The following is a 16336-nucleotide window of genomic DNA, read 5'->3' on the forward strand; positions in this document are numbered from 1 at the left end:
TTTATTTCCACCTTGTTTCTAAACTGTCTAATATATGCTCCGCTAATATGACTTTTTTATGTTTCCCTAATGATATTGTTTCACCGTTTTTATAGTACATAGTATATGCATTATCATCAGAGCTAAACCCAATGGTACGATCGCCAACATTATTCGCTATGATGACATCTGCGTTTTTACTTTTTAGTTTTTTTTGAGCATATGATTCAATATTTTGTGTTTCTGCTGCAAAACCAACTAAAAATTGTTTATCTTTATGCTCACCCAAGTATTTTAAAATATCGGGTGTGCGTTTAAAAGTAACAGTCAAATCACCTTGTCGTTTTTTAAGTTTATGTTCTAATAATTCAGTTGGAGCATAATCTGATACCGCTGCAGATTTAAAGACAATATCCATCTTATCGAATCGCGTTTTAACCGCTTCAAACATCTGTTGTGCACTTTCTACTTGAATGACTTCTACATTCTTAGGTGGTGTTAGATGAGTTGGACCAGATATAAGTGTCACGGTCGCCCCTCTTTGAGCTAAAGATTCTGCGAGTGCATATCCCATTTTACCTGATGAGCGGTTGGATAAATAACGAACAGGGTCTAGCTCTTCTATGGTTGGCCCTGCTGTCACCAATGCTTGCATACCGTTAAATCTACTGTTTTTTGTCGCTGACGTGTTGTTTTTAAAATACTGATTTAATCTTTCTACAATTTGTAAAGGCTCTTCCATTCTTCCTTTTGCTACATAACCACAAGCTAGGAATCCTTCACCAGGTTCTAAGAAATAATAACCGTCCGAACTTAATGTTGCTAAGTTATGTTGCGTTCTTTTGTTCTCATACATATGTACATTCATTGCAGGAGCGATAAATTTGGGTGTTTCTGTAGCTAATAATGTTGATGTAACCATGTCATCAGCAATACCATTTGCTAGTTTAGCGATGGTATTTGCAGTTGCCGGTGCTACAACAATCGCATCTGCCCAATCTCCTAAAGCAACATGCTGAATTTCTTCTGGATTGTGTTCTCTAAAAGTACTCGTATAAACAGGATTTCTACCAATAGCCTGAAAAGCTAAAGGAGTTACAAACTCTTGTGCATGATCTGTTAACATCACTCTCACGTTATAATCAGCCTGTGTGAGTTTACTCGTTAAATCTATTGCTTTATACGCAGCGATACCACCAGTGACAGCAAGTAAAATATTTTTCATCGTAGTTTTCCTCCAAATCGTTAATATCTTTCTATTAATTGTTCAACTTTGTAATTTATATATTGAATTTTTCAATATACCTAAATATAAACAAATGTTTTAATTCTGTATCAAGGTCGTACAAATAACTACACAATGTATTTTATGTTACTCAGCCAATGAATTATTTTATGCAATACCTTATTTTAGCTTCATTGCTTTAAATATAAATATGATTACTGCTTATTATACACAAATTATTGCCCAAATTAAAAAAGCACACCTTGGCTATGAAACCTCAAAGTCATCACATGCGTCTGACTTTTGAAGTGCACATCATTAACCTGGTGTACTTTTCAAAAATATAAAATTATATGATTTAATATTCGCTTAGAAAGTGTTATTTTGTAGTTTCAGGATAAACTTCGCCGCCAGCTATTTCTTCCAAAGCTTTTCCTACTGCTTTTTCTGAATTATATTTGTTTAATAGTGTACTATTTGGATGCTCGTCCAACTCACGTGCACGTTTAGCTGCAGTTGTAGCGATTAAATATTTTGATGTGATTTTAGATGTTAAATCATTTAATGGTGGATATAACATTATTTTTTTGCCTCCAATATCATTTTTCTATATTTTGCTTCAATTCTTTCCCTTTTCAAATGCTCAGCTTCAACAATGGATTGAATACGTTGCTTAGCTAATTCTACTTCATCGTTAACGACAACATAATCGTATAAATTCATCATTTCAACTTCTTTACGAGCTTCAAGTACTCTGCTTTGAATTTTTTCGTCTGACTCAGTACCACGCCCTACTAAGCGCTCACGTAAATGATCTAAACTTGGTGGAGCTAGAAAAATAAATAATGCATCAGGAAATTTCTTTCGAACCTGTTTGGCACCTTCAACTTCAATTTCTAAAAATACATCATGTCCTTGGTCCATAGTATCTTTTACGTATTGCACTGGTGTACCGTAATAATTTCCCACATATTCTGCATATTCTATAAATTGATCTTGTTTAATTAACGCTTCAAACTCTGCCTTTGTTTTGAAGAAATAATCTACACCATCGACTTCACCTTCACGCATATTACGTGTCGTCATCGAGATAGAATATTTATAAGATGTGGTTGGGTCATCAAATATTTTTTTTCTAACTGTACCTTTTCCTACACCAGATGGTCCAGAAAGTACAATCAACAAACCTTTCTCATTATCCATGCCTTACTACCTCTCTAAGCTATTCTTCTATTATTAAACTATGATACCATAATGAGCGTTTGGTTGTATAGCATACGTTCAAACAAACTTTGCTCATGACCAAATCTTTTCACCATGTTACAATATGATGAATGACTAAAAATAAGGTGGCTGATAGTAATGGCATACGATGGTTTATTTACACGAAAAATGGTAGAATCTTTACAATTTCTCGTTGATGGTAGGATTCATAAAATCAATCAACCTGAAAACGATACAATCATCATGGTAATACGTCAAAATCGTAAAAACCATCAACTTCTACTCTCGATCCATCCTAGTTTTGCTAGAATGCATTTAACGAATAAAAAATATGATAATCCATTTGAACCACCAATGTTTGCAAGAGTATTCCGTAAACATTTAGAGGGTGGTTTCATTAAAGCTATAAGACAAATCGGAAACGATAGACGTGTAGAAATAGATATTCACAGTAAAGATGAAATCGGTGATACCACATACCGCACAGTTATTTTAGAAATAATGGGTAAACACAGTAATTTAATGTTAGTAGATGATCAACGCAAGATTATAGAAGGTTTTAAACATTTAACTCCAAATACAAATCAATATCGTACAGTTATGCCTGGGTTTCAATATGAAGCGCCCCCTACCCAAAATAAAACAAATCCATATAGTATTACGGGTACAGAAGTTTTAAAATTCATCGATTTCAATAGTGGAAAAATCGCTAGGCAACTGCTAAATCAATTTGAAGGCTTTAGTCCTTTAATTACGAATGAAATTGTCAATCGTAAACAATTTATGACGACCGACACGTTACCAGAGGCATTTAATTCAGTTATGAATGAGACAATGGAATTACCTACTCCTGTTTTTCATAAGAATCATGAAACAGGAAAAGAAGATTTCTATTTTATGCACTTAAATCAATTTTACGATGATATGGTTGAATATGATTCTCTACATGATTTATTAGATAGATATTACGATGCTAGAGGAGAAAGAGAACGCGTTAAACAACGTGCAAATGATTTAGTCAAATTTGTACAGCAACAACTGCATAAATATCAAAATAAACTCAGTAAATTAATCGACGAACAAGAAGGTACTAAGGATAAAGAAATACAACAATTATACGGTGAATTAATCACTGCAAATATTTATAGAATTAAACAAGGTGATAAGTATCTGACGACTACCAATTATTATGATGGTCAGGAAGTAACCATTCCCTTAGATACAACAAAGTCACCAGCTACAAACGCTCAAATGTATTATAAAAAATATAATAAATTGAAAACACGTGCACATGAATTAACGCGACAAATCGATTTAACAAAAGAAAACATCACATATTTTGAAAATATAGAACAACAACTCGCACACATATCTGTGGATGACATTGATGATATTAGAGAAGAGCTTGCTGAACAAGGTTATATGAAACAGCGGAAGCAAAAAAATAAGAAAAAGAAACCGACCATTCAATTGCAATCGTATGTTTCAACTGATGGAGATACCATACTTGTAGGAAAAAATAATAAGCAAAATGATTATTTAACGAATAAAAAAGCAAGCAAACAGCATCTTTGGTTTCATACGAAAGAGATCCCAGGGTCTCATGTGGTTATCTTAAATGATGCGCCAAGTGAAAATACTATTAAAGAAGCGGCTATGCTAGCCGGTTATTTTTCAAAAGCTGGTAATTCTGGTCAAATACCAGTTGATTACACTGAAATTAGACACGTTCACAAACCTTCTGGCGCAAAACCAGGATTTGTAACATATGATCACCAAAAAACACTCTATGCTACACCTGATTACGATCACATTCAAAAAATGAAGGTGACATGATAACACCAAATACTTTAAAGCATTAGTAACATATTTCAATCTAAAAAAGGCTAAGATTATGAGTAAGCAGCACATGTAACACGTGCATGATACTTTATCTTAGCCTTTTTAATATTTATTTTTTATCTGGTAATGCAAGCTGAAAATTAACGCCAAATCTATCTACAATCCATGTAAATTCTCTGAATGGTGGCATTTCCGTTTTAGGCATTAAAATTGCTCCACCACTTTTCAATTTACTGAATAATCTTTCCATTTCTAACGGACTATCTACAGTGACATATAAAGACATTGCTGGATTCATGTCTACATCGACACCATTCATATTATCAATCGCCATAAAAACTTGATCTTTTAAGCGAAAGATAGCATGTTGTACGGCACCAGTGGGTTCTTTATCATCTTCTTCATATTTGACCATCGCTAATATTTCTGCATCTTCAAATGCATCTACATATAAATTGATTGCTTCTTCTGCTTGTCCATTGAACATTAGAAATGTCGTTATTTTGGGAATTGCCATTTAACTGCCTCCTTAAAACATCTTAATTCTAGAATAAAACAAATGCTTAAAAAAATCGAACGAATAAAATTTGCAATTAACTACACGTCACATGAAGTGCTCCTTTGCCAATCTATCATTAAGATAAATTTATAAATCCATTACCTAATACATCTCTCACATCATGAATGACTAAAAAGGCATTTTCATCTACCTCATTTACAAGCTTTTTAACTCTAGTTACTTGTGATTGTGGAACTACAACATACAACATGCTTGTTTCATGTTTACCATAACCACCTTTACCCTTTAAAAGTGTTGAACCTCTACCTGTAAAGCTATTGATTTCATCACTTATAATCTCATTTCTACTTGATATCACAGTCACCGCTTTTTTAGGATGGAACCCTTCTATAATGAATGCAGTAGCACGTTCAGTTATAAATATCATAATTACAGTAAATAAGACGTTTTCTAAAGGTAAGACAAATAAAAAAGACAAGACAACTAATCCATCTAAAACAAAAATGCCTTGCGATGTTTTGATGTCAAAATATTTATTTAGCATCTTAGCAATGACTGATGTCCCACCTATCACACCACCAGAAGCAATTACTAATCCAATACCTACACCTACTAAAACGCCACCAAACGAAGCATTTATTACAAAATTATCAATACCTGTCTTAAAATTTTCAGTTAAATCTAAAAAGATTGAAATCGCTGTATTAGCAATAAACGTATATACTGCTGTTCTGGTACTTAAAAAACGCCAGCCTACAATAATGACCAATGTATTAATAATTAATGAGGATATCGCTGGTGAAAAACCAAAGGCATATTTTAATGCTAATGACATACCCACAGTACCCCCATCACCTAAATTAGACTCTAATATAAATGAATTTACAGCAATCGCACTTACAAATGCGCCAATTAAGCATACAATAATATTTTTAGTATGGTTTTTTAAAAGTTGCTTCATACGTTTCATATCATATCCCCTTACATTTGATAATATAAAATTAAATAAGGTAAGCTAAAAAAGTGTATTCAAATCATGCCTCATTTTAATTTTACAAATTTGTTTTTTATACTCACAAATCTATTTAAAACCAAAATAAATGAAAATATAACATTTGTTACAGTTACATAGTATAATTGCAAATGTAACACAACCCATTTCAATATACCACTTCATGTAGTTTGCAACATTAATTTGTAAAGTGTGTAATATTGAAAGCTTTGACGGCTTAAAACCATAAAATCACTTTACTTTTAAATATTTATAGTTAAAATAAATACAAATATAATTGGAGGTATTTCATGTTTTATTACATTATTCCATTACTGATTGCCGCTTTAGTGATACTCATTGGCTTTATCATCATTAAAATTATGATTCGTTAATCCATTTTATATCATAACTTTATAACGATACTTTTTAATCATTTTAATAACATTAATCATTTCAATCATTTTTGTATTATATTAAACAAAACACGCAGTAAAGTAGACATTAAAACCTTGTCTACCATACTGCGTTGCTGTTTTTTACGTTACTTTCTACAATTAATCTTTTTTTAATCTTTCTTTACGATTTCACCAGTTTATCAAATTTTTATTTAAATTCTTTACTAAAAAGCGTTACAAGTAGCAAAATAATAAAAGCTGCAATAACTGCAGTTAAAAATATAGGCATATACGCTAGGTGTGTAGCATCCTCAATGCCATTTGTAATTGCATGTCTTAATGTATCATTAGAAATTTGATTCACTTGTTCTAATATTTTAGTAAGATTGCCTGAATTATGTTCCATCGTTTTCATTAACGAAACGGGTATATCTTTAAAACCAAAATGGGCTGAATTTATACTTTCTTTAATTTTACTACCCATTTGGCTATATCCGAATTGAATGAATGTCGTAAACATAGTCGGTGCAATTGTTATGCCGACTTGTCTAGAAACGGATAATGTTCCAATTACAGTACTATTATTTTTATCTGAATGTGCTGATCTAGTTGCTAATACAGTCATTGGTGCACCAATAGTAAAACCAAAACCTAAACCTGCGATAATTGAAAATATTAAAAATGGCGTAATTGAATAAGTTAAAAAGGCTAAGCCTCCATACCCAATCATGCTAATGATACTCGCAATCACTAATGCAAATATCGGGCCTTTTTTATCAACAATCTTCCCGCCCATTGACGCGCCAATACCTGAAGCTAACGCTAAGGGTGTCATCCAATAGCCACTGTTCTCAGCTTTAACATGCAATACATTTTCAACAAAGGAAGGAATGAAAATAATGGAACCAATTAACATCCCTGATAAAACGCCCATAATCAATACTACTGAAAAAGCTGGTTTTTTTAATAAATAGAAAGGTAAGAATGCATCTATATCAGTTGCTTCGTTTTTATATTCTACTAAAATCAAAATACCATAACCAATGATTGCCAATATAAATAAACCAATCACTGAAAAGCTAAGTATACTACTAGCAATGTTATTCGTTTGTATATTATTAATCGCAAACATCATCAGCAACGTTGAAAATGAAAATATAATGATGGCGTACTTATCAATTTTAGTTTTAACTTTTTCTTGTGTTTCTGGCATTTTAAGAATCATAAAAATAACAATCATTACTGCCACTGGCACATTGATCAGGAATAGCCAATGCCGTGTTCCACTTACGTTAATTAATAAACTTCCTATATTTGGACCTAATACCGAAGCAATACCATTCATTGCACCTAACCCACCAAGCATGCTACCTTGTTTTTCCTTGGTGTAAGTAGCTATAATATGTGAACTAGCGATTACAAATAAACCGCCTCCACCAAATGATTGAATTAATCGTGCAATAATAAATATTGTATAATTTGGACTTAAAGCAACTAACAATGATCCTAAACCAAATAAAATGACTTCAATAACAAATATTTTTTTACGACCATACATATCAGCAAGTTTACCCGCTATAGGTGTAGTTACAGCCATACCTAATGTGTAAATCGTTATGCCCCATGACCCCATTTGTGCTGAAATTTCAAAAGATTGATTTATAGTGGTTAACGCTGCACTAATAATGCCGTTGTCTAAAGCTGCCATAAACACACCAATGAGTAAAAATAGTGCAACAATATCAAATTTTTTTTGATTCAAGTTCATTCATTCCTTTCTATCTTGGAATTTCATATGATACTCATTATTTAAAACCTATTTTGTGAACTAAATATGAACAAAATATATTTATATATTAAAAAATGCCTAAAAGACCTTTTATCAATATATAAAAGTCTTTTAAGCATTTTTCAAGCAATTTAATTAAATAAATTTTTAATGTTGTCTCAAATTCTCATAATATATTTACATAAATTGTTTATTTAATATGTCCTTTTTGCTTTAGATTTAATTTTGATTTTTTATAAATATTTGATTCTGTAGCGTTAAACAACCATTTATTTTCATCTTCTGAAGTTGTTTGTGCTCTATAGTCTTCTGATTTTTTGAGGAATTTATTTAAATGAGCAAAATGATTATAAGCTACATTTGAGTCTTTTGTCATAACATCCCCTCCATCTAACATTTTATGACAAGTTATCTCTCCAATCAACTAATGTAGTAATATCATTTTCAGAAATTTCTCCATTTTCTCTAGCAACCTCAATTAGTTCATTATAATTGCTTAATGTATAGAAGGGTATATCAGCTCGTGCAAATTGGTCATCTGCTTTTTTCAAACCATAAGTAAAGATTGCTACTACACCTAATACATTTGCACCTGCAGCTTTTAGTGCATCTACTGCAGTTATTGAAGAGCCACCTGTAGATATTAAATCTTCTATAACTACTACATTTTTACCTTCACTTGATGCACCTTCAATTTGATTCTGTTTACCATGACTTTTGCTTTTTGATCTAACGTAATTCATCGGTAAGTTCATCACTTCTGAGACATATGCTGCATGTGGAATCCCGGCTGTTGCAGTACCTGATATAACTTCAATATCTTTAAAATGTGTTTCAATCAATGCTTGCAGGCCATCTCTAATATGAGTACGTACATCAGGAAAACCTAGTGTGATGCGATTATCACAGTATATTGGCGATTTAATACCTGAACTCCAAGTAAACGGATCATTGGGAGATAATGATACAGCTTTTATATCTAACAATGCTTGTGCAATTGATTTAGTCATGTGATTTTCAACCAACTTTCTTTAATTTTTTGATAACTCGTTACCGGATTTTCACTTTGTGTAATCGGTCGTCCTACAACAATGTGTGTAGCGCCTAAAACACTTGCTTTTTCTGGTGTCGTAATACGTTGTTGATCATCTGAAGAAGTGTTTTCTGGTCTGATGCCTGGTGTCACTTTCAAGAAAGATTCACCTAATTCCTGTTTTACTAAATTTGCTTCAAGTGGTGAACATACAACGCCATCTAATCCTGATAATTGAGCTAGACGAGCATAATTCAACACTGCTTCATCCATTGTACTTTGGATATTTTGTTCATCACGCAACATTGTTTCTGTAGTCGACGTTAATTGTGTAACCGCAATAATTTTAATATTACTGTTATATTTTCTAATACCTTCTACAGCACGTTTCATCATTTCTGAACCACCAGCTGCGTGTACATTTACTAAATCGACATCTAATTTGCTTAAGCCTTCCATTGCTTTACCAACAGTGTTAGGAATATCATGCAATTTTAAATCTAAGAATATGCTATGACCACGTTTCTTAATATCAGTGATTAATGAAGGCCCAGTTTGATAAAAAAGTTCCATTCCAACTTTGACAAATAAAGGTTCATCAAATTGATTTAAAAATTGTGTAACCGCTTCTGCTGATTCAAAATCTAAAGCAATGATAGGTAGATTATTTTGCATATATATCGCCTCTCATCTATAGCTATTTTATTATATTTGCCAAGCGTGTATGGACATATGACAGCAATAATATTTTGGAATTTTTTTCATACTGACAAGGACGACTAAGAGAAAAATTTCATAAATATATTTTTATCCTAGCCGTCTATTGCCAATAGCATTTCTTTGCATTAAAGCATAAAAATTATTTCAGTTTTTTAATTATATTTTACATATTTTTCATCGTGAAAGTCATGCTTTCTATAACGGATGTTAATGCTTCTGCAGTATCTAATGAAGTTAGACATGGTACGCCATTTTCAACAGAGGCACGTCTAATTTGAAAACCATCACGTTCAACTTCTTTTCCTTTTGTCATCGTATTGATCACAATTTGAACATCATTCGTTTGTATACGTGATAATAAATCGTTTTCTCCACCAATTTTACCTACAGTTTCTGCAGTGATATGGTTATTTTCTAATTTTTTAGCAGTACCTTCAGTAGCTAATATTTTATAGCCGACTTCATTTAAGCGAGCCGCGATATTCACAATTTCATCTTTGTCTTTATCACTTACGGTCATCAATACCGTACCATAATCTTTTACTTCCATACCACTTGCTGTCAAACCTTTATATAATGCTTTTTCCATGGTTAAATCTTTCCCCATGACTTCCCCAGTTGATTTCATTTCAGGTCCTAAGGTAATATCTACATTTTTCAATTTGTTAAAGCTAAATACCGGAGCTTTAACAAAGACACCTTCACTATATGGTTGAACGCCCTCGTTATAACCTAAATCCTTAATTTTCTCACCTACAATAGCGCGCATGGCCAACTGTGCCATTTGAATATGCGTAATTTTACTTAAGAAAGGAACTGTACGACTTGCACGAGGATTCACTTCTAAAACATAAACACCATCATGTGCAATGACAAATTGTATATTGATTAGACCTATGATATTTAGCCCTTTCGCTAAGCGAATTGTATAATCTTCTAATGTTTTAAGTTCATTTGGTGTCAAAGATTGTGGAGGATATACCGCAATCGAATCACCTGAATGGACACCAGCGCGTTCAATATGTTCCATAATCCCTGGAATAATTACCGTTTCACCATCAGAAATAGCATCGACTTCAATTTCTTTACCTGTGAGATATCTATCAACTAATACTGGATGATCCGGACTCGCTTTCACTGCTTGATTCATATAATTGATTAACTCTTCATCGTTATACACGATTTCCATTGCACGTCCACCTAATACATACGAAGGTCTAACTACTACAGGATAACCGATTGCACGTGCATTATTGAGCGCTTCATCAGTTGACGTTGCTGTCTTGCCTTTAGGTTGAGGCACATCAATTTTATGTAACAGTGCCTCAAATTCTTTACGATCTTCCGCACGATTCAAATCTTCGAGTGACGTTCCTAAAATTTTCACACCATACTTTTCAATTTTATCTGCTAAATTAATCGCAGTTTGACCACCAAACTGTACTACTACACCTTTTGGCTGTTCAATATTTATAATATTCATGACATCTTCTTCTGTTAATGGCTCAAAATATAATTTGTCTGAAATTGAAAAGTCTGTAGATACTGTTTCAGGGTTATTATTGACGATAATAGCTTCATAACCAGCTTGTTGAATAGCCCACACAGCATGCACAGTTGCATAATCAAATTCGACACCTTGACCGATTCTTATTGGCCCTGATCCCAAGACTAATATTTTTTCTTTTTCAGTGATAATGGATTCATTTTCTTGTTCATACGTGCCATAGTAATATGGTGTAGCTGATTCAAATTCTGCTGCGCATGTATCTACCATTTTATATACTGGTGAAATATTATGTTGTTTTCTTAAGTTATAAACTTCTGATTCTGACATATCAAAACGATGTGCAATAACGCGATCACTAAACCCATAACTCTTAGCAAATTTTAAATAATCTATATCTCCTTTGTGTACTTTTAAGTCATGTTCTATATCAATGATGTGCAAGAATTTATTTAAGAAAAAGTAATCAATCTTAGTCATTTCGTGTATTTCTTCTAAAGATGTACCTCTTCTTATCGCTTCTCCTATAAAGAATAAGCGCTCATCATCTTGGTCTTGTATACGCGCTTTTATATAATCTAAATCGTATGTTTCGCCATTTGGTAATCCCAAATGATGCACGCCATATTCGAGTGAGCGAATTGCTTTTAATAAAGACTCTTCATATGTTCGGCCAATCGCCATTACCTCACCAGTTGCTTTCATTTGTGTACCGAGCACACGTTCACCCTTTTCAAATTTATCGAAAGGAAAACGTGGGATTTTTGAAATAACATAGTCCAACGTCGGTTCAAATGCAGCATAAGAAGTTTTAGTGATTGGATTCAACATTTCATCTAATGATAAACCTATCGCTATTTTTGCAGCTAATTTTGCAATCGGATAGCCTGTAGCCTTAGAAGCTAAAGCTGATGAACGTGACACACGTGGGTTCACTTCAATTATATAATATTTCATTGAGTGTGGGTCTAATGCCAGTTGTACATTACAACCACCTTCAATGCCTAAAGCACGAATAACTTTTAACGACACATCACGTAACATTTGATATTCAACATCTGATAAAGTTTGACTAGGTGCTACTACAATTGAATCGCCAGTATGTATGCCGACTGGGTCTATATTTTCCATGTTACATACAACGATGGCATTATCATTTTTATCTCGCATCACTTCATATTCAATCTCTTTAAAACCTGCGATTGATTTTTCAATTAAGCATTGTGTTGCCGGACTGTAATGTAAGCCATTCGTTACCACTTGTTTAAACTCTTCATCATTATGGCAAATACCACCACCAGTACCGCCCATCGTGAAAGCCGGTCTCACAATTAATGGGTACCCTACCGCTTCTTTAAATTCAAACGCCTGTTCTAGAGTATTGACGATATCGCTTTCTGGAACTGGAACATCTAGCTCATTCATTAAGTCTCTAAATAATTCTCTATCTTCCGCTTGTTGAATAGAAGCCAATTTAGTACCTAGTAATTGTACGTTGTTCGCTTCTAATACACCGCTATCATGTAATTGAATCGCCATATTAAGCCCTGTTTGACCACCTAATGTTGGTAACAACGCATCAGGTTGTTCTTTACGAATAATACGTGCAATAAAGTCATGCGTTAAAGGTTCAATGTAGACTTTGTCAGCAATTTCATTATCTGTCATGATTGTAGCTGGATTTGAATTTACTAATATAACGCGATAACCTTCTTCTCGTAATGCTAAGCATGCTTGTGTCCCCGCATAATCAAATTCTGCAGCTTGGCCTATAATAATGGGTCCAGATCCTATAACTAAAATCGTTTTAATATCGTTACGTTTAGGCATTTGTCAAAATCTCCTTTTCTTTAAAGTCATGCATCATTTTAATAAATTCATCAAACAAATAATTTGAATCTGTAGGTCCAGGACTTGCTTCAGGATGATATTGTACTGAAAACGCAGGTAATGATTGGTGTCTTAAACCTTCAACTGTACCATCATTAATCGCTATATGTGTTATTTCTAAAGGTGTACTGGCTAATGAATCTTTATCGATCGCATAACCATGATTTTGGCTAGTTAATGCTATTTTCCCACTCTTTAAATCTTTCACAGGATGGTTTGCCCCTCTATGTCCAAATTTCATTTTAAACGATCTAGCGCCTTGTGAAAGTGCAAATAATTGATGGCCTAAACAGATACCAAAGAAAGGAATTTTTCCTAAAATACCATTAATCATATTAATTGCAACTTTGACTTCTTCTGGATCACCAGGTCCATTAGACAACATGACTCCATCTGGTGACATTCTAATAATTTCTTCTGCTGTCGAATCATAAGATACAACTGTAACATTACAACCACGTAAATTAAGTTCTCTCACAATATTTTGTTTTTTACCAAAATCTACAAGTACAACACTTAAATCATAACCCGTAGAGACATATGGTGTTTTGGTAGACACTGTTTTCACTTCATCTCTAGGTAATTCAATTACTTTCAACTCTTCTATTAATTGTGGAATATCTGCCTTGTCATCTGTAAAAGCTGCTTTTAAAACGCCATAGTTTCTAATTTTTCGAGTAATACTACGTGTATCCACACCTGAAATACCTGGGATATCATAATCTTTTAACACTTCGTGGAATGTTTTTTGCATGCGAAAATGACTCGGATATGTGCTTGCTTCTTTGACAACAACACCATTCAATGTTGGTATCAAAGATTCAAAATCATCTCGATTAATTCCGTAGTTTCCTATTAATGGATAAGTAAACGTAATAATTTGCCCTGTATAAGATGGATCTGATATCGTTTCTTGATACCCAGTCATAGCCGTATTAAATACTATTTCGCCTTTCGTTAAATGGTCCGATCCTAATGGATAACCTTCATAATATGTTCCATCTTCTAAAACTAAATAGCGTTTTTGCAACATTACTTTTCCTCCTTAAATTTAACTTCACCTTCTACCAATGTTAATACTGGAGTTCCGTATACTTTTTCACCTATAAATGGTGTGTTTGACCCTTTTGACGCAAAATCTTCTGCCCTAATCTCTTTCTCGTCTTCTAAATTAATGGCAGTAAGGTCAGCTAAACCGCCCTCTTCTAATCTTCCATAAGGTAAATCAAATATTTGAGATGGTTTAATCGTTAAATAGTCAACCAATTGTTGCAATGACCAGTTACCATTTTTTACAAAGTGTGTATACAATAATGGAAATGCTGTTTCACTACCAACAATGCCGAAAGGCGCTTTTGTCATTGGTTGTGCTTTTTCTTCTTTCGCATGTGGCGCATGGTCTGTAGCAATACAATCAATTGTCCCATCTAATAATCCTTCGATTAGTGCAGCTCGATCTGCTTTACTTCTTAAAGGTGGATTCATTTTATAAATTGCATCATCACCAGGCACATCATCTTCTGTTAATAATAAATGATGCGGTGTCACTTCTGCTGTTACATGAATTCCTGCCTTTTTAGCATCTCTTATAGCTCGTACACTTTCTTTTGTAGATACGTGACAGACATGGTAATGTGCACCTGCTGCTTCAGCTAGCAAAACATCTCTCGCAATTTGTACCGCTTCACAAATATTAGGTATCCCCGGTATGCCTAATGCTTTACTACGTTCCCCTTCATGCATAGCGCCGCCATATATCAAGCTATTATCCTCACAATGAGCAACGACTGCTTTATTCACTTTAGCTGCTTGTTGCATAGCTTCATACATCATATTTGCTTGTTGTACACCTACGCCATCATCAGTAAAAGCAAATGTGCCTAACTGGGCTAAAGCTTCAAAATCAACATGTTCAGTACCTGCTTGCCTAACTGTGATTGCACTATATGGTAAAACTCTGACGTGTGCATTTTCGTCGATTAATTTGTTTAAACGTTCTAAATTTTCAACAGAGTCAGGTACAGGTCGTGTATTTGGCATTGGACAAACTGTCGTAAAACCGCCTCTTGCAGCTGCTTGTGTTCCCGTTGCAATTGTTTCTTTATGTTCACCGCCTGGTTCACGCAAATGTACATGAACATCAACTAAACCTGGAGCAACAAAGTGTCCTTTTAAATCAATGATTTCAACATCGGCATCAACCTCTATGTCTGACGCAATTTTTTTTATGGTTTTACCTTCTATTAAAATTGAAGTGGTTTTAAGTTCACCATTTTCTAAGATTTTCGCATTAGTTAGCAATTTCATTTATTGCTGCCTCCTTTGTTTGTAATATATACTCAATTACTGCCATACGTGTATACATACCATTTTCCATCTGTTTAAAGATGCGAGATTTTTCTGCTTCTACTAAGCAATCATCTATTTCAACACCGCGATTGACAGGCGCGGGATGCATAACAATTGCAGATGACTTCAATCGATTATAACGCGCTTTTGTCAAACCAAAATTTTCATGATAATTTTGATTTTCAAAATTCATTGTTTCTTCATCACCATGTCTTTCATGCTGTACTCTAAGTAGCATGACAATGTCTATGTCCTCTATGACTTTATCTATATCAACATAAGGTGCTTCTAAAGTGTCATCTCTCCACGCTTCTGGACTTGAGAACATCACATTTGCACCGAGTGCGGTTAAACTTTGAAAGTTACTTCTCGCTACACGGGAGTTTTTAATATCTCCACATATTAATATATTTAAATCTTTAAAGGTTTCATACTCTTCGTATATTGTCATTAGGTCTAATAAACTTTGTGTTGGATGCTGTCCACTACCATCACCTGCATTAATAATCGGTAACTTAAGTGAATTTAAATCATTATAGTATGTTGTATCTGAATGTCTAATTACTAGAACATCTGCACCTACTTGTTCTAATGTTTTACACGTATCGTATAAGCTCTCACCTTTTTGAACAGAAGAAGTGCTCGTTTCGAAATCAATCAGTTTTAATCCTAATTTTTGCTCTGCTACTAAAAAGCTACTTTTCGTACGGGTAGAATTTTCAAAAAATAAGTTTGCTACAAATTTGTCTTCATAATTATGTGGTTTAAATGATCCATTTTTAATACCACTTGCAATTTCTATTAGTTCATAAATCTCATTTGTAGTTAGATGTTCCATTGATAGTAAGTTATCCATTTTTTCAGCCTCC

Annotated in this window: 14 protein-coding genes; 1 reads left to right on the forward strand and 13 read right to left on the reverse strand. The window is 33.6% G+C overall.

Annotated elements, in window-relative coordinates:
* Position 1 precedes the first annotated feature (1 nt).
* From coaBC to gmk, 3 genes are all read right to left on the reverse strand, one after another.
* Positions 2-1204, reverse strand: coding sequence for a bifunctional phosphopantothenoylcysteine decarboxylase/phosphopantothenate--cysteine ligase CoaBC (gene coaBC, locus KA814_RS06600; RefSeq protein WP_064209058.1), 1203 nt, complete (start codon positions 1202-1204; stop codon positions 2-4).
* Between the two features lie 379 nt (positions 1205-1583).
* Entirely contained in the window at positions 1584-1784 is a 201-nt protein-coding gene (gene rpoZ / locus KA814_RS06605) for a DNA-directed RNA polymerase subunit omega (RefSeq protein WP_046208682.1), read from the reverse strand.
* Positions 1784-2407 (reverse strand): guanylate kinase, encoded by a 624-nt coding sequence (gene gmk, locus KA814_RS06610; RefSeq protein WP_046208683.1) that lies wholly within the window; start codon positions 2405-2407, stop codon positions 1784-1786. Before gmk ends, rpoZ begins: the two co-directional genes overlap by 1 nt.
* A gap of 159 nt (positions 2408-2566) precedes the next feature.
* On the opposite strand from gmk, the gene KA814_RS06615 reads away from it, so the two are divergent.
* Positions 2567-4264, forward strand: a complete 1698-nt coding sequence (locus KA814_RS06615) for an Rqc2 family fibronectin-binding protein (RefSeq protein WP_064209059.1) — start codon at positions 2567-2569, stop codon at positions 4262-4264.
* A 115-nt stretch (positions 4265-4379) separates the two neighbouring features.
* On the opposite strand, the gene KA814_RS06620 is transcribed toward KA814_RS06615, so the two are convergent.
* The 10 genes from KA814_RS06620 to KA814_RS06665 all read right to left on the reverse strand — a co-directional run bounded on the left by KA814_RS06620 (position 4380) and on the right by KA814_RS06665 (position 16323).
* Complete coding sequence (locus KA814_RS06620; protein WP_046208685.1) at positions 4380-4787, reverse strand: VOC family protein; 408 nt, start codon at positions 4785-4787, stop codon at positions 4380-4382.
* Positions 4788-4905: 118 nt separating this feature from the next.
* Positions 4906-5760 (reverse strand): YitT family protein, encoded by an 855-nt coding sequence (locus KA814_RS06625; RefSeq protein WP_046208686.1) that lies wholly within the window; start codon positions 5758-5760, stop codon positions 4906-4908.
* Between the two features lie 627 nt (positions 5761-6387).
* Positions 6388-7941, reverse strand: coding sequence for an MFS transporter (locus KA814_RS06630; protein ID WP_210122702.1), 1554 nt, complete (start codon positions 7939-7941; stop codon positions 6388-6390).
* Between the two features lie 217 nt (positions 7942-8158).
* A complete protein-coding gene (locus KA814_RS06635; protein ID WP_046208688.1) occupies positions 8159-8344 on the reverse strand; it encodes a hypothetical protein in 186 nt (61 codons plus the stop codon).
* A gap of 22 nt (positions 8345-8366) precedes the next feature.
* Positions 8367-8978, reverse strand: coding sequence for an orotate phosphoribosyltransferase (pyrE, locus tag KA814_RS06640; RefSeq protein ID WP_046208689.1), 612 nt, complete (start codon positions 8976-8978; stop codon positions 8367-8369).
* Positions 8975-9676 carry an orotidine-5'-phosphate decarboxylase gene (gene pyrF, locus KA814_RS06645; protein WP_064209061.1) on the reverse strand — a complete coding sequence of 234 codons (702 nt, stop codon included), beginning with the start codon at positions 9674-9676 and terminating at the stop codon, positions 8975-8977. The genes pyrE and pyrF overlap by 4 nt, the downstream gene beginning before the upstream one ends.
* 208 nt (positions 9677-9884) lie before the next feature.
* The gene (gene carB, locus KA814_RS06650) at positions 9885-13058 is read right to left on the reverse strand and encodes a carbamoyl-phosphate synthase large subunit (protein ID WP_064209062.1); all 3174 of its coding nucleotides are present in this window, start codon (positions 13056-13058) and stop codon (positions 9885-9887) included.
* A complete protein-coding gene (locus KA814_RS06655) occupies positions 13051-14151 on the reverse strand; it encodes a carbamoyl phosphate synthase small subunit (protein ID WP_064209063.1) in 1101 nt (366 codons plus the stop codon). Before KA814_RS06655 ends, carB begins: the two co-directional genes overlap by 8 nt.
* On the reverse strand, positions 14151-15425 hold the full coding sequence (locus KA814_RS06660) for a dihydroorotase (protein WP_046208693.1): 1275 nt from the start codon (positions 15423-15425) through the stop codon (positions 14151-14153). Before KA814_RS06660 ends, KA814_RS06655 begins: the two co-directional genes overlap by 1 nt.
* Positions 15409-16323, reverse strand: coding sequence for an aspartate carbamoyltransferase catalytic subunit (locus KA814_RS06665; RefSeq protein ID WP_046208694.1), 915 nt, complete (start codon positions 16321-16323; stop codon positions 15409-15411). The genes KA814_RS06660 and KA814_RS06665 overlap by 17 nt, the downstream gene beginning before the upstream one ends.
* Positions 16324-16336 lie beyond the last annotated feature (13 nt).

Origin of the sequence: Staphylococcus sp. GDY8P196P, assembly GCF_017891705.1 — a bacterium.
Lineage (GTDB): Bacteria > Bacillota > Bacilli > Staphylococcales > Staphylococcaceae > Staphylococcus > Staphylococcus ureilyticus.

Excerpts from the sequence above, each read along its gene's own strand:
- KA814_RS06615 (WP_064209059.1), top strand. The coding sequence starts at position 2,567 with ATGGCATACGATGGTTTATTTACACGAAAAATGGTAGAATCTTTACAA.
- carB (WP_064209062.1), bottom strand. The coding sequence starts at position 13,058 with ATGCCTAAACGTAACGATATTAAAACGATTTTAGTTATAGGATCTGGA.
- rpoZ (WP_046208682.1), bottom strand. The coding sequence starts at position 1,784 with ATGTTATATCCACCATTAAATGATTTAACATCTAAAATCACATCAAAA.
- KA814_RS06665 (WP_046208694.1), bottom strand. The coding sequence starts at position 16,323 with ATGGATAACTTACTATCAATGGAACATCTAACTACAAATGAGATTTAT.
- gmk (WP_046208683.1), bottom strand. The coding sequence starts at position 2,407 with ATGGATAATGAGAAAGGTTTGTTGATTGTACTTTCTGGACCATCTGGT.
- coaBC (WP_064209058.1), bottom strand. The coding sequence starts at position 1,204 with ATGAAAAATATTTTACTTGCTGTCACTGGTGGTATCGCTGCGTATAAA.
- pyrF (WP_064209061.1), bottom strand. The coding sequence starts at position 9,676 with ATGCAAAATAATCTACCTATCATTGCTTTAGATTTTGAATCAGCAGAA.
- pyrE (WP_046208689.1), bottom strand. The coding sequence starts at position 8,978 with ATGACTAAATCAATTGCACAAGCATTGTTAGATATAAAAGCTGTATCA.
- KA814_RS06660 (WP_046208693.1), bottom strand. The coding sequence starts at position 15,425 with ATGAAATTGCTAACTAATGCGAAAATCTTAGAAAATGGTGAACTTAAA.
- KA814_RS06635 (WP_046208688.1), bottom strand. The coding sequence starts at position 8,344 with ATGACAAAAGACTCAAATGTAGCTTATAATCATTTTGCTCATTTAAAT.
- KA814_RS06620 (WP_046208685.1), bottom strand. The coding sequence starts at position 4,787 with ATGGCAATTCCCAAAATAACGACATTTCTAATGTTCAATGGACAAGCA.
- KA814_RS06655 (WP_064209063.1), bottom strand. The coding sequence starts at position 14,151 with ATGTTGCAAAAACGCTATTTAGTTTTAGAAGATGGAACATATTATGAA.
- KA814_RS06625 (WP_046208686.1), bottom strand. The coding sequence starts at position 5,760 with ATGAAACGTATGAAGCAACTTTTAAAAAACCATACTAAAAATATTATT.